We start from the raw sequence: 12,918 nt of genomic DNA, 5'->3' as shown, positions 1-12,918 counted from the left end.
ACCTTAGGCTTGGGCGGTGAGCACCCTCCGCCCCGCGCTTCTGACCGACCACTACGAGCTGACGATGGTCAGCGCGGCTCTGAAGGACGGCACCGCCGACCGCCGCTGCGTCTTCGAGGTGTTCAGCCGCCGGCTGCCGACCGGCCGCCGGTACGGCGTGGTCGCCGGGACGGCCCGGCTGATCGACCTGATCCGTGACTTCCGGTTCGACCCGACGGAGATCGACTTCCTGAGCCGGACCGGTGTGGTCGACGAGGCGGGCGCGGCCTGGCTCGCCGACTACCGCTTCACGGGCGACATCGACGGGTACGCCGAGGGTGAGCTGTTCTTCCCCAATTCGCCGATCCTCACCGTCTCGGGCGGCTTCGCCGAGTGCGTGGTGCTGGAGACCCTGGTGCTCTCCGTGCTCAACCACGACAGCGCGGTGGCGGCCGCGGCAGCCCGCATGGTGACCGCGGCGCGGGGTCGCGCGCTGATCGAGATGGGTTCGCGGCGGGCGCACGAGGAGGCCGCGGTGGCCGCGGCGCGCGCGGCGTACCTGGCCGGGTTCCGGTTCACCTCCAACCTCGCCGCCGGTGCGCGCTACGGCATCCCCACCGCGGGCACGGCGGCGCACGCGTTCACGCTGCTGCACCACGACGAGCGGGCGGCGTTCGCCTCGCAGGTCGCCACGCTGGGCAAGGACACCACGCTGCTGGTCGACACGTACGACATCAGCCAGGGCATTCGCAACGCGATCGCGGTGGCCGGGCCGGAGCTGCGGGCGGTACGGATCGACTCGGGTGACCTGGCGGTGATCGCTCAGCAGTCCCGGGAGCTGCTGGACTCGCTGGGCGCCACCGAGACCAAGATCATCGTCTCCGGCGACCTGGACGAGCACGCCATCGCCTCGCTGGCGGCCGAGCCGGTCGACATGTACGGCGCGGGCACAGCCGTGGTCACCGGCTCCGGTGCGCCGACCGCCGGGCTGGTCTACAAGCTCGTCGAGGTCGAGGGGCGGCCGGTGGTGAAGCGCTCCGAGCACAAGGCGACCATCGGTGGCCGAAAGGTGGCAGTCCGCCGGCACAAGCCGACCGGCACCGCCACCGAGGAGATCATCGTCCCGCAGGGCGTACCGGACCGGCAGCCCAACGACCGGATGCTCCAGCGCTCGTACGTGGTCGACGGCGAGCCGGTGGCCCTACCGTCGCTGGACGAGTCGCGGGAGCACCTGCGCGAATGCCTGATCTCCATCCCGTGGGAGGGGCTGAAGCTCTCCGGCGGCGACCCGGCCGTACCGGTCAGCGTCGTACCCGCCGACTGAGCTCATCCAGGACCGGCACCGCAGACCCGATCATGAGGAGAGGGAGACCTCGATGGCCAACGCACTGATCATCGTGGACGTGCAGAACGACTTCTGCGAAGGCGGCTCGCTGGCCGTCGGGGGCGGCGCGGATGTGGCCGCCGGCATCTCCCGACTGCTCGCCGCCGAGCCGGACCGCTGGGCACACGTGGTCGCCACCAAGGACTACCACATCGACCCGGGCGCGCACTTCGGCGATCCGCCGGACTTCGTGGAGTCCTGGCCCCGGCACTGCGTGGTCGGCACCAGCGGCTCGGAGTTCCACCCCGATCTGGACACCGGGCGGGTCGAGGCGATCTTCCACAAGGGCGAGCACGCGGCGGCGTACTCCGGGTTCGACGGGCACGCCGACGACGGCGAGTGCCTGGCCGACTGGCTGCGCCGGCACGACGTGGACCAGGTCGACGTAGTCGGCATCGCCACCGACCACTGCATCCGGGCGACCGCGCTGGACGCCGCCCGGGAGGGCTTCGCCACCACCGTGCTGCTCGAACTGACCGCCGCGGTCGCTCCGGAGACCACCGACGTGGCGCTGCGGGCACTGGACGGCGCCGGGGTGACCATGCACGGTCAGCCTGTGATCAGGGCCGCATGAGGCGGTAATTGGTTGGTCATCCGCCCGCCGCCGGTCGAGGATGTCGCCGGAGGTACGGACCCACGTGAACATGAAGCCTTACCGGGAAGCGCTCGCCGTGCCCGGCCTGCGGTCGCTGCTGCTGCTCGCCGTCCTCGCCCGCATCCCACTCACCGCGACCGGTGTGACGCTGACCTTCTACGTCGTGCTCGACCTCGACCGGGGCTACGGGGCGGCCGGCCTGGTCGGCGCGGCCGTCACGGTAGGCGCGGCGATCGGCGGCCCGCTGCTCGGCCGGCTGGTGGACCGGCGTGGCCTGCGCCCCGTCCTGGTGCTCACCGCGATCGCCGAGGCGGTGTTCTGGACCACCGCGCCCTCGCTGTCGTACCCACTGCTGCTGCCGGCCGCCTTCGTGGCCGGCTCGCTCGCCCTGCCCATCTTCTCGGTGGTCCGCCAGTCGATCGCCGCGATGGTCCCGGAGGACCGGCGCCGCCCGGCGTACGCGCTGGACTCGATGTCGGTGGAGCTGTCCTTCATGATCGGCCCGGCGCTGGCAGTGGCCCTGGTCACGGCGATCTCCGCGCGCACGACCCTGTACCTGGTCGGTACCGGCATCGTCGCCGCCGGGATCGGCCTGTGGCTGCTCAACCCGCCCATCCGGGGTGCCAGCGAGCCGACCGGCCCGCGGCGCCGGGTGCCCCGCCGCGAGTGGCTGACCCCCCGACTGCTCGCCGTGCTGGCCGTCAGTACCGCCGCCACGCTGGTGCTCGGCGGCACCGACGTGGCGGTGGTGGCCGTGCTGCGGGCGAGCGGCGAGGTCGGCTGGACCGGCGCGGTTCTGTCCATCTGGGCGGTCGCCTCGCTGGCCGGCGGCTTCGCCTACGGTGCCGTACACCGTCCAATCTCCCCACTGGCCCTGACCGCTGCGCTCGGCCTCTGCACCATCCCGATCGGACTGGGCGGCGCGCACTGGTGGCTGCTCTGCCTGGCACTGATCCCCGCCGGCGCGCTCTGCGCGCCGACCATCGCGGCCGCCTCGGACGCGGTCAGCCGGCTGGCCCCGCCCGAGGTACGCGGAGAGGCGATGGGCCTCCACGGGTCGGCGGTCACCGTCGGCATCGCGATCGGCGCTCCGCTCGCCGGCGCGGTGATCGACGCCAGCGCGCCGCTCTGGGGCTTCGTGGTGACCGGCGCGCTGGGCGCGCTGGTCACCCTGGTGGTACTCCCGATCGAGTTGCGCCGCCGCCGCAACGCCGTCACGGCCGCCCCGGCGCCGCCCGTCGAAGCCGACGTCACCCCCGCCACCCGCTGACGTCCCGGGTCACCATTCCGGTGGGCGGCAACCCGCCCGTCCCGCCTGGTTGGCGCTGCGATTGCCAGCCTTGAGAGCGGGCCGGCGCCGGGCCAGCAGGCACCGGGCCAGCAGGCACCGGGCAGCGGGCGCTGTTCTTAGGGGCCACGTCGAGATGGCGACGATCGTCCGGGCAGCATGCACAAAAGAGCTTGATACCTGTGAGGCAAATTTGTGCCTCACAGGTATCAAGCTCATGTGGAACAGTGGCCGGACAGCCGGGACGGGCGACCCCGGGGCCGGCCGGAAGCGCAGGCCGAACCGAAGCAAGCCGAGCGAGCCGGGCCGGGCGGAAGCGCGGGCCGAGCTGAGCCGCCCGCCGGCTGCGCTAGGTGAGCCGACTCGGAACCGAGCCGAACCGAACCGAGCCGAACCGAACCGCGCCGCGCCAGCCGGCCAAGCCGAACGAACCGAACCGCGCCAGCCACGCCAGGCCGAGCCGAGCCACGCCGGCCGGGCAGCCGCGCCAAGCCAGTCGGGCCGGGCCGGGTCGGGCCGGGCATGAGGCGAGCGCGGGTCCGACGGTGGCCGGACATGGCGACGGGCGCCGCTCCCTGTGGTCCCGGGGGCGGCGCCCGTCGTACGGCTGCTGAGCTGAGCGTCAGTTCCGGTCAATGTCGCTGGCGGTGTCCTCGCGGTAGCTGGCCCCGCCGTCCGACTCGCTGGTGAGCGGCTTGGCGCCACCCTCCGGCGGGCCGGCCAGGCTCTGGCCGCCCGCGGCCAGCTCCGGGAACTTCATGTCGAACGCCGGCCGCTCGGAGCGGATCCGGGGCATCCGGTCGAAGTTGCGCAGCGGCGGCGGGCTGCTGGTCGCCCACTCCAGCGAGTTGCCGTAACCCCACGGGTCGTTCACCTCGACCACCGGGCCGGTCTTGTACGACTTCCAGCAGTTGTAGATGAACGGCAGCGTGGAGATACCGGTAATGAACGCGCCGATCGTGGAGACCATGTTCAGCGTGGTGAAGCCATCGCTGGGCAGGTAGTCGGCGTACCGACGGGGCATGCCCTCGTTGCCGAGCCAGTGCTGCACCAGGAAGGTGGTGTGGAAGCCGATCATGGTGAGCCAGAAGTGCACCTTGCCCAGGCGCTCGTCGAGCATCCGGCCGAACATCTTCGGGAACCAGAAGTAGATGCCGGCGAAGACCGCGAACACGATGGTGCCGAAGAGCACGTAGTGGAAGTGCGCCACCACGAAGTACGAGTCGTGCACGTGGAAGTCGAGCGGCGGGCTGGCCAGCAGCACGCCGGTGAGACCACCGAAGAGGAAGGTGACCAGGAAGCCGATCGCGAACAGCATCGGCGTCTCGAAGCTGATCTGCCCCCGCCACAAGGTGCCGATCCAGTTGAAGAACTTCATACCGGTGGGCACGGCGATCAGGTAGCTCAGGAAGCTGAAGAACGGCAGCAGCACCTGGCCGGTGGCGAACATGTGGTGCGCCCAGACGCTCATCGAGAGCGCGGCGATCGCGATGGTCGCGGCGACCAGCCCCTTGTAGCCGAAGATCGGCTTGCGGGAGAAGACCGGGATGACCTCGCTGATGATGCCGAAGAACGGCAGCGCGATGATGTACACCTCGGGGTGCCCGAAGAACCAGAACAGGTGCTGCCAGAGCATCGGCCCACCGGTCGCCGGGTCGTACACGTGGGCGCCGAGGAGGCGGTCCGCGGCGAGCGCGAACAGCGCGGCGGCCAGCAGCGGGAAGACCAGGATCACCAGGAGGCTGGTGACCAGCATGTTCCAGGTGAAGATCGGCATCCGGAACATGGTCATGCCCGGCGCGCGCAGGGTCAGGATCGTCGTGATCAGGTTGACCGCACCGAGGATCGAGCCGAGGCCGGAGATGGCCAGCCCCATCACCCACATGTTGGCGCCGACGCCCGGCGAGTGCTCGACGCTGCTCAGCGGCGTGTAGGCGGTCCAGCCGAAGTCGGCGGCACCGCCCGGGGTGAGGAAGCCGGCGGTCGCCATCGTCCCGCCGAACAGGAACAGCCAGTAGGCGAAGCTGTTCAGCCGCGGGAAGGAGACGTCGGGTGCACCGATCTGCAACGGCACGACGTAGTTGGCGAACGCGAACACGACCGGCGTCGCGAAGAACAGCAACATGATCGTGCCGTGCATGGTGAAGAGCTGGTTGTACTGCTCGGGCGACAGGAACTGCATCCCGGGTCGAGCCAGCTCAGCCCGCATGACCAGGGCCATCAGGCCACCGATCATGAAGAACACGAACGCGGTGACCATGTACATGATCCCGATTTGCTTCGCGTCCGTAGTACGAAGCAGCCGCGCGATGGCCGACCCCTTGACCGGCTCCCGGACCGGCCAGGGCCGGGTCACGACCGGCTTGGGTGCGACGGTGGTCACGAGTGGCCTCCGGTTCTCGGTTGTCCCGCTCGGCACACGCTGGTTATCGGCGGGCCGTTATCCGCAGGAAGAATAGTCCCCGGCAGGTCGGAGCGCCGCGTGGGGTGGCGGGACACGATCTACAGCGGCCCGACCAGCAAGCGGTAGTGCTCTCCGAAGATCCGACCGCCCCGTCCGCGCAATAGCGGGTCGCGCAGCGCTGGCGGCACGTCCCTGGTCCGGTTGCGGTCCCGGGTCCGGTCCCGCACCCAGCGGGTACGCGGGCGGCGGCGACTCTCGTACGCGACCAGGGCCGCCTCCACGCTGCCGGCAGCGCGCAGCGACTCGGCCAGCACCACCGCGTCCTCCAGCGCCATGGCCGCACCCTGGGACAGTGTCGGCGCGGTGGCGTGCGCGGCGTCGCCAACCAGCAGCACCCTCCCCCGGTGCCAGCGCCCCAGCTCCACCTCGTCGGTGATCCCGACGTGCACCCCGTCGAGCGCCGCGAGCACCTCGGGCACCGGGCCGCGGTAGTCGGCGAAGAGTTCGCGCAGCCGGGCCAGCGGGTCGGCCGGCGCTTCGGTGCCGGCCTCATCGGCGTAGCAGTGCAGCCTTCCGGCGCCGATCGGCACCATCAGGAACCCGGAACGCTGACCGAGCAGGGCGGTCCACTCGCTGACCGGCGGACCGTCGCGTAGCACGGCCCGGTAGACCACCTGCCCGACGGGTCGGGGCGGCCCGCCGAGCGAGGCCAGCGCGCGGACCGAGGAGCGCGGCCCGTCGGCACCGATGACCAGGTCGTACTCGGTGCTGGTGCCGTCGGTGAAGGTGACCCCGACCCCGCCCGGGAGCAGGTCCAGGGTGCGGACCTCGGCGCCGTGCCGGACGGCGCCGCCGGCTCCGCTGAGCAGCACCCGGTGCAGGTCCGCCCGGGGCAGCGCCCGGCACTCGCCGACGCTGGCCCAGAGGGTGTCGAGGTCGACTTCGCAGAGCGGCGCGCCGGCAGCGTCGAAGAAGCGCTGCCGGCGGATCACCTGCCCGAGTGGGCGTACCGGGTCGTGCAGGTCCAGCCGGTGCAGCGCGCGGGCCGCGTTGCCCGGCAGGTAGAGGCCGGTCTCGGTGGACTCCCCCGGCGGCAGCTTGTCGGTGACGTCGGGCCGGAAGCCCGCCAGGCGTAGCGCCCGGGCCACGGCCAGGCCGGCAATGCCCGCGCCGACGACGAGGATGCGCAGGGGGGAGCCACCCATGGTGGTGTACGCCTCCGGAGGGGATGCGGCACGCGTTGGAGGCAACACGCTACTCGGCGCTATCGGCGCACACCAGGGCCCATTTGGCCCGCCCGGAGCCGCTCGTCGGCGGTTCCCGCCGCTTAGCTGGACGTCCGCTGCCGGCTGTCCGGCGCGGGCGTGGCAATCCTCACATTTCACCAGTTTGACGCGTACGGTTGCGCACCACTATCAGACATGTAAATGTGTCATCGAGCGTGGGAGCGCTCCCGTACCCGCCCCGACCTCATTTCGGCGCCTGGCACGCGCCGCAGTCAAGGAGCGTCATGAAACGTCCACTTCGGGCCCTGGTCGCCGCTGGCCTGCTGCTCGGCGGCTCGATCGTCGCTGTGGCCCTCGGCGGCAACGCCTCCGCCGACACCCAGATCTGCGAGCAGTACGGCTCGACCGTCATCCAGAGCCGGTACGTGGTGCAGAACAACCGGTGGGGCACCACCGCCCAACAGTGCATCAACGTCACCGACACCGGCTTCGAGATCACCACGCAGAACGGCAGCAACCCCACCAACGGCGCGCCCACCGCGTACCCCTCGGTGTTCTTCGGTTGTCACTACACCAACTGCTCCCCCGGCACGAACCTGCCGATCCAGGTGAGCCAGATCAGCAGCGCCACGAGCAGCATCAACTACCGGTACGTCAGCGGCGCCACCTACAACGCCTCGTACGACATCTGGCTGGACCCGACGCCCAAGCGGGACGGGGTGAACCAGATGGAGATCATGATCTGGCTCAACCGGCAGGGCTCGATCCAGCCCATCGGCTCACCGGTCGGCACGACCACCCTGGTCGGCCGGACCTGGGAGGTCTGGCGGGGCAACAACGGCGGCAACAACGTCATCTCGTACGTCGCGCCGTCACCGATCACCAGCCTGAACTTCAGCGTGCTCGACTTCATCACCGACGTCCGCAACCGGGGCGCGATCACCAACAGCTGGTACCTGACCAGCATCCAGGCCGGCTTCGAGCCCTGGCAGGGTGGTGCCGGTCTGGCGGTGACCTCGTTCTCCGCCGCCGTCAACGGTGGCGGCCCACAGCCCACCACGCCGCCCCCGACGACTCCGCCGCCGACCACCCCGCCGCCGGGTGGCGCCGGATGCGCGGTGAAATACACGCCGAACTCGTGGAACAACGGCTTCACCGCCGACGTGCAGATCACCAACACAGGGTCCAGCACGGTCAACGGCTGGACGCTGAGTTACGCGCTGCCGAGCGGGCAGCAGGTCACCAGCGCGTGGAACGCCACGGTGAGCCAGAGCGGGTCGGCGGTGACCGCGCGGAACCTGAACTGGAACGGCACGCTCGCCCCGGGCGGCACGGCCGGCTTCGGGTACCAGGGGACGCTGAGCGGCGCGTACTCGTCGCCGACGAGCTTCACCCTCAACGGCGTGGCCTGCTCCCGCTCCTGATCAGTAGCCAACTGGCAGTGGGGGCGTGACCATCCGGTCACGCCCCCACTGCTCACCCGCACTCCCTTGCCCTACCCGCCCGGGACTTCACCAGCTTCGGAAAGCTCCCCGATCAGAGCCAGCATGCGATCAATCAGCCGTAGCTGCGTCTCGGGGCCGAGGTCGTTCAGGTTCACCGCACATCGTCGCACCACGACAGGGTCAGACCCGGGTGAGCCGGACGGCGTCGGCGATGACCAGGCCGGCGGCGCTGCTCCACCGGCTCACCGCCACCCGGTTGGCGTCCCCGGCCGGAAGCGTGAACGTGCCGAGGGACCGCCACTGCCCGCCGGTGGCCCGCTGGTCGACGATGATCGTCCGGTTGCCGGTGCTGGTGGCGACGATGTACGGGGTGGCGCTGTTGTAGCCGGAGGTCGCCGGCCACCAGGCGTCGACCCGGTAGTTGGCGGTGGCCGGGACGTTGAACTTGTACCAAGCGGCGTCGCTGGACGCGACCGGCTCCGCGTACCGGTAGTCGGCGCCGTACCGCTGCGCGGAGTACGTCGACACGCCCCAGTTGGCGCTGGCGGTGAACCGGCCAGCGGTGGTGTTGTCCACGATGGAGGACCACGCCGGAGGATTGCCGCCGGACATCTTCGCGGCCACGTCGGCGCGCATCACGTTCAGGTCGATGAACGACGGGTCGATCTTGCCGCTGGTGCTGGTCTCCCGGTGCCCCCGGGCGTAGCTGCTGTCCCTGCCCAGCCGGGTGAGCACGGCGGCGGTGGCGGCGATCGACGCGTTGTACTGCGCGGCGGTCATCTGCTGGTTGACGCCGTTGTAGTCGATCTCCCACCCGATCATCAGGGTGTTGCCGTCCCCGGCCGGAATCGGCCCACTGCCGCCGCTGGCCCCGGCGTGGTTGCACCGGCCGGCCGAGATGACGTGGAAGACCCCGTTGTAGTCGACGAGCGCCTGGCAGAGCGGGCCGGCCAGATCCGACCGGCCGTTGATGCAGATGTTGAGCGCCGGGTGCGGGTTGCTGGCGCTGGAGGTCGCGGCAGTGTGGTGCCAGAGCACGCCGATCGGGTCGAAGGATCCCGGCCGCATCCGGTTGAGCCAGTCGCCCTCGACGACGACCTGGACGCCGGCGGCGCGCAGCACGTCCACGAGCCAGGGAATCGTGGCCATCAGGACGCCCCGAGAAGGTCGGCCAGGCACTCGACCTTCGGCGCGGCGCTCGCCGGGGTGGGCCGAGCAACGGTGGTCAGCGCGACGGCCACCAGGGCGGGGATGCCGAGCATCCCGCGGCGGCGCAGACGAATGGATGGTGACCGGGCCATGAAGATCCTCCAGCGACGACGGGTTCGAACGCATCGACGAATGTGATGACGGGCACGCTATACCGTCACGAGCGTCGATGTCGATACCCTTCATCAACGAGCCGGTCACTGAAGGAATTTGGCAGCGGGAGCGCTGTCAGGCGCCGCCGAGCGCGTCGATGTCGCGCATCTCCTCCGCGGTCAACGAGAAGTGAAAGACGTCGAAGTTGGCGGTGATCCGTTCCGGGGTCACCGACTTCGGGATCACCGGGATCTCGTGGTCGATGTGCCAGCGCAGCACCACCTGCGCAGGCGAGACGCCGTGCGCACCGGCGATCCTGGTCAGCACCGGGTGGCTGAGGTCGCTGGTCTTGAACGGGCTGTACCCCTCCAGCACCACGCCCCGGTCCCGGTGCTCGGCGTGCCGCTGCCGGTCGTACAGCGCCGGGCTCCACCGGATCTGGTTGACCGCCGGGTTCTCCTCGGTCGCCTGGATCAGCTCGTCGATCTCCGGGGTGCTGTAGTTGCTGACCCCGACCGACCGGGTCAGGTTCTCGTCCCGGGCGGCCAACAGCTCCCGCCACATCGGGATGCTGTCGGTGGGCGACGGCGGCCAGTGGATCAACCAGAGGTCCACCTGGTCGAGACCGAGCGCCTCCAGGCTGGCCTCCAGCGTCTCCCGCTCCCGGCCCACCCGGTTCGGCGGAACCTTGGTGGTGATGAAGACGTCCTCCCGGCGCAGCCCGCTCTCCTTCACCGCCCGGCCGACCTCCCGCTCGTTGCCGTACATGGTGGCGGTGTCGAGGTGCCGGTAGCCGGTGTCGAGCGCGGCCAGCACCGCGTCGTAGCCGGCCTGACCGGTGGCCTTCCAGGTGCCGAACCCGAGCAGGGGCATCCGCACGTCACCGGGGAGCAGGACGGTGGGCTGGTCGGTGAGGTCCATGAGGACCGTTCTACCCCGCCGCGGACCCGGCCGGCGAGTGAACCGGACACTCCGGTGTCCAGCACAACCGTCCGGTTTGCCGGAGAATGCGGGTGTGACGGACCGGCTGGAGGAGTACCGGCGCCGACGGGACGCGGCCCGCACGCCCGAGCCGGTGCCGGAGCGGAGCCCGACCGCGGCCGGCCCCGACGACGGCAACGCCCGCTTCGTCATCCAGCAGCACCACGCCCGCAGCCTGCACTGGGACCTGCGTCTGGAGCACGACGGAGTGCTGGCCTCCTGGGCGGTGCCGCGCGGCCTGCCCCGCGACCCGGGCCGCAACCACCTCGCCGTGCACACCGAGGACCACCCGATGGAGTACCTCGACTTCGCCGGTGAGATCCCCGCCGGCGAGTACGGCGGTGGCCAGATGGTCATCCACGACCGGGGCACGTACCACTGCGAGAAGTGGCGCGACGACGAGGTGATCGTGACGCTCTCCGGTGAGCGGACCGCCGGCCGCTACGCGCTCTTCGCGACCGGCGGGCGGGACTGGATGGTCCGGCGCACCGACCCGGCTCCGCCCGGCTGGACGCCGATGCCCGAACTGGTCCGCCCGATGCACCCCACGCCCGCCGCCGGGCTCCCCCGGGACGACGCCGCGTGGGGGTACGAGCTGCGCTGGGACGGGGTCCGGGCGATGGCGTACGTCTCCGGCGGACGGCTCCGGCTGCTCTCCGAGACCGACGAGGAGATCACCGCCGGGTACCCGTGGTTGCGCGCGCTGGCCGAGGCGCTGGCGCCGACGGAGGCGGTGTTGGACGGGGTGCTGGTCCGCATCGACGGCGCCGGCCGGGTCCGCCCGGCCCGTCCGGCCAGCGGCGGTCGGGTTCCGGCGGGCGCCCAGTACCTGCTCGTCGACCTGCTGTGGTTGGAGGGCGTGAGCAGCGTCGACGTGCCGTACGCGCAACGCCGGGAGCTGCTCGATGGGCTGGCATTGACCGGTACGCACTGGCAGACTCCGCCGTGGTTTCCGGGCGCCGGCGACGAGGCGCTGCGCACCGGGCGGGAGCAAGGCCTGCCCGGCGTGATCGCCAAGCGGCTGGACTCGGTCTACGAGCCGGGCCGGGGCAGCCGACGCTGGCTGAGCATCGACGCGGTCTGACGGCGAGGAGCGACGTGTACCTGACCCACCTGGACTGCCCGCGCTGCGGCCGGGAGTACGCCGCCGACCGGTTGCAGAACCTCTGCGAGTGCGGCTCCCCGCTGCTGGCCCGCTACGACCTGCCGGCGGTGGCGAAGGCGGTCACGCCGGAGCGCTTCCCGCTGCGCCCGGCCGACCTGTGGCGTTACCGGGAGCTGCTGCCGGTCGCCGACCCGCGGCACATCACCACGCTCGGCGAGGGCTGGACGCCGCTGCTGCGCGCGCCCGCGTACGGCGCGGAGATCGGCATCACGGACCTGATGGTCAAGGACGAGGGGTTGATCCCGACCGGCTCGTTCAAGGCGCGGGGCGCGGCGGTCGGCGTGAGCCGGGCCCGCGAGCTGGGCGTCGAGCGCATCGCGATGCCCACCAACGGCAACGCCGGCTCGGCCTGGGCGACGTACGCGGCGCGGGCCGGGATGGGTGCCACCATCGTCATGCCGCTGGCGGCGCCGACCATCTGCCGGAACGAGTGCGTTGCCGCCGGGGCCGACCTGCGCCTCGTCGACGGGCTGATCAGCGACGCCGGCCGGCGGGTGGCCGAGCTGATCGCTGAGTCCGCTGGCGCGATCTTCGACGCCGGCACGCTGCGCGAGCCCTACCGGCTGGAGGGCAAGAAGACGATGGGGTACGAGATCGTCGAGCAGCTCGGCTGGCAGGTGCCCGACGTGATCATCTACCCGACGGGTGGCGGGGTCGGTCTGATCGGCATCCACAAGGCGCTGCACGAGATGCGCGAGCTGGGTTGGATCGGCGACAAGCTGCCCCGGCTGGTGGCTGTGCAGTCGAGCGGTTGCGCGCCGATCGTGCGGGCCTTCGCCGCCGGCGACGAGCGGGCCGAGCCGTGGGCCGACGCGCACACCGTGGCGTTCGGCATCACCGTGCCGGCGCCCCTGGGCGACGAGCTGATCCTGGGCGCGCTGCGGGCGTCCGCCGGCACCGCGGTCGCCGTCGACGACGCGGACATCCTGGCCGACCTGCGGGACTTCGCCACCCGGGAGGGGCTGCTGCTCTGCCCGGAGGGCGCGGCCTGCCTGACTGCGGCGCGGCAACTGCGCGCCGGCGGGTGGATCCGGGCCGGTGAGCGGGTCGTGGTGCTCAACACCGGCGCCGGGCTGAAGTATCCGGAGACCGTCGACGTCTCCGCCGTACCCGTGCTGGCCTGAGACCGCGGGTGCCCCGCGGACGTGC

The 12,918-nt window shown here is 71.3% G+C and carries 11 protein-coding genes; 6 read left to right on the top strand and 5 right to left on the bottom strand.

Going from position 1 to position 12,918, the window contains the following annotated elements; translation table 11 throughout:
* Positions 1-16 precede the first annotated feature (16 nt).
* Genes OG470_RS13195 through OG470_RS13185 form a run of 3 tightly spaced genes read left to right on the top strand, consistent with a single transcriptional unit; the run spans position 17 to position 3,228 of the window.
* On the top strand, positions 17-1,303 hold the full coding sequence (locus OG470_RS13195) for a nicotinate phosphoribosyltransferase (RefSeq protein ID WP_328424107.1): 1,287 nt from the start codon (positions 17-19) through the stop codon (positions 1,301-1,303).
* Between the two features lie 52 nt (positions 1,304-1,355).
* Positions 1,356-1,937 (top strand): isochorismatase family protein, encoded by a 582-nt coding sequence (locus tag OG470_RS13190; protein WP_328424105.1) that lies wholly within the window; start codon positions 1,356-1,358, stop codon positions 1,935-1,937.
* Positions 1,938-1,977: 40 nt separating this feature from the next.
* The gene (locus OG470_RS13185) at positions 1,978-3,228 is read left to right on the top strand and encodes an MFS transporter (protein ID WP_328424103.1); all 1,251 of its coding nucleotides are present in this window, start codon (positions 1,978-1,980) and stop codon (positions 3,226-3,228) included.
* Positions 3,229-3,868: 640 nt separating this feature from the next.
* On the opposite strand, the gene ctaD is transcribed toward OG470_RS13185, so the two are convergent.
* Together ctaD and OG470_RS13175 are read right to left on the bottom strand one after the other, a co-directional pair.
* Positions 3,869-5,629, bottom strand: coding sequence for an aa3-type cytochrome oxidase subunit I (gene ctaD / locus OG470_RS13180; protein ID WP_328424101.1), 1,761 nt, complete (start codon positions 5,627-5,629; stop codon positions 3,869-3,871).
* 119 nt (positions 5,630-5,748) lie between these two features.
* Complete coding sequence (locus OG470_RS13175; protein WP_328424099.1) at positions 5,749-6,855, bottom strand: FAD-dependent monooxygenase; 1,107 nt, start codon at positions 6,853-6,855, stop codon at positions 5,749-5,751.
* A 305-nt stretch (positions 6,856-7,160) separates the two neighbouring features.
* Here OG470_RS13175 and OG470_RS13170 point away from each other — a divergent pair, with 305 nt between their 5' ends.
* Positions 7,161-8,300: a GH12 family glycosyl hydrolase domain-containing protein gene (locus tag OG470_RS13170; protein WP_328424097.1), complete on the top strand. Its 1,140-nt coding sequence runs from the start codon at positions 7,161-7,163 to the stop codon at positions 8,298-8,300.
* A gap of 201 nt (positions 8,301-8,501) precedes the next feature.
* Here the strand turns inward: OG470_RS13170 and OG470_RS13165 are convergent, their stop codons facing one another.
* The 3 genes from OG470_RS13165 to OG470_RS13155 all read right to left on the bottom strand — a co-directional run bounded on the left by OG470_RS13165 (position 8,502) and on the right by OG470_RS13155 (position 10,544).
* Positions 8,502-9,470 (bottom strand): golvesin C-terminal-like domain-containing protein, encoded by a 969-nt coding sequence (locus OG470_RS13165; RefSeq protein ID WP_328424095.1) that lies wholly within the window; start codon positions 9,468-9,470, stop codon positions 8,502-8,504.
* Complete coding sequence (locus OG470_RS13160; RefSeq protein WP_328424093.1) at positions 9,470-9,622, bottom strand: hypothetical protein; 153 nt, start codon at positions 9,620-9,622, stop codon at positions 9,470-9,472. Before OG470_RS13160 ends, OG470_RS13165 begins: the two co-directional genes overlap by 1 nt.
* Before the next feature lie 136 nt (positions 9,623-9,758).
* Positions 9,759-10,544 (bottom strand): aldo/keto reductase, encoded by a 786-nt coding sequence (locus OG470_RS13155; RefSeq protein ID WP_328424091.1) that lies wholly within the window; start codon positions 10,542-10,544, stop codon positions 9,759-9,761.
* A 94-nt stretch (positions 10,545-10,638) separates the two neighbouring features.
* Between OG470_RS13155 and OG470_RS13150 the strand changes: the two genes are divergently transcribed.
* Both OG470_RS13150 and OG470_RS13145 read left to right on the top strand, forming a co-directional pair.
* Entirely contained in the window at positions 10,639-11,688 is a 1,050-nt protein-coding gene (locus OG470_RS13150; RefSeq protein ID WP_328424089.1) for a DNA polymerase ligase N-terminal domain-containing protein, read from the top strand.
* A gap of 14 nt (positions 11,689-11,702) precedes the next feature.
* Positions 11,703-12,893, top strand: coding sequence for a threonine synthase (locus tag OG470_RS13145; protein ID WP_328424087.1), 1,191 nt, complete (start codon positions 11,703-11,705; stop codon positions 12,891-12,893).
* Positions 12,894-12,918 lie beyond the last annotated feature (25 nt).

The sequence above is a fragment of the Micromonospora sp. NBC_00389 genome (genome assembly GCF_036059255.1).
Lineage (GTDB): Bacteria > Actinomycetota > Actinomycetes > Mycobacteriales > Micromonosporaceae > Micromonospora.
Note: the sequence above shows the minus strand (reverse complement) of the source record. Positions and strands in the feature narration are given on the sequence as shown.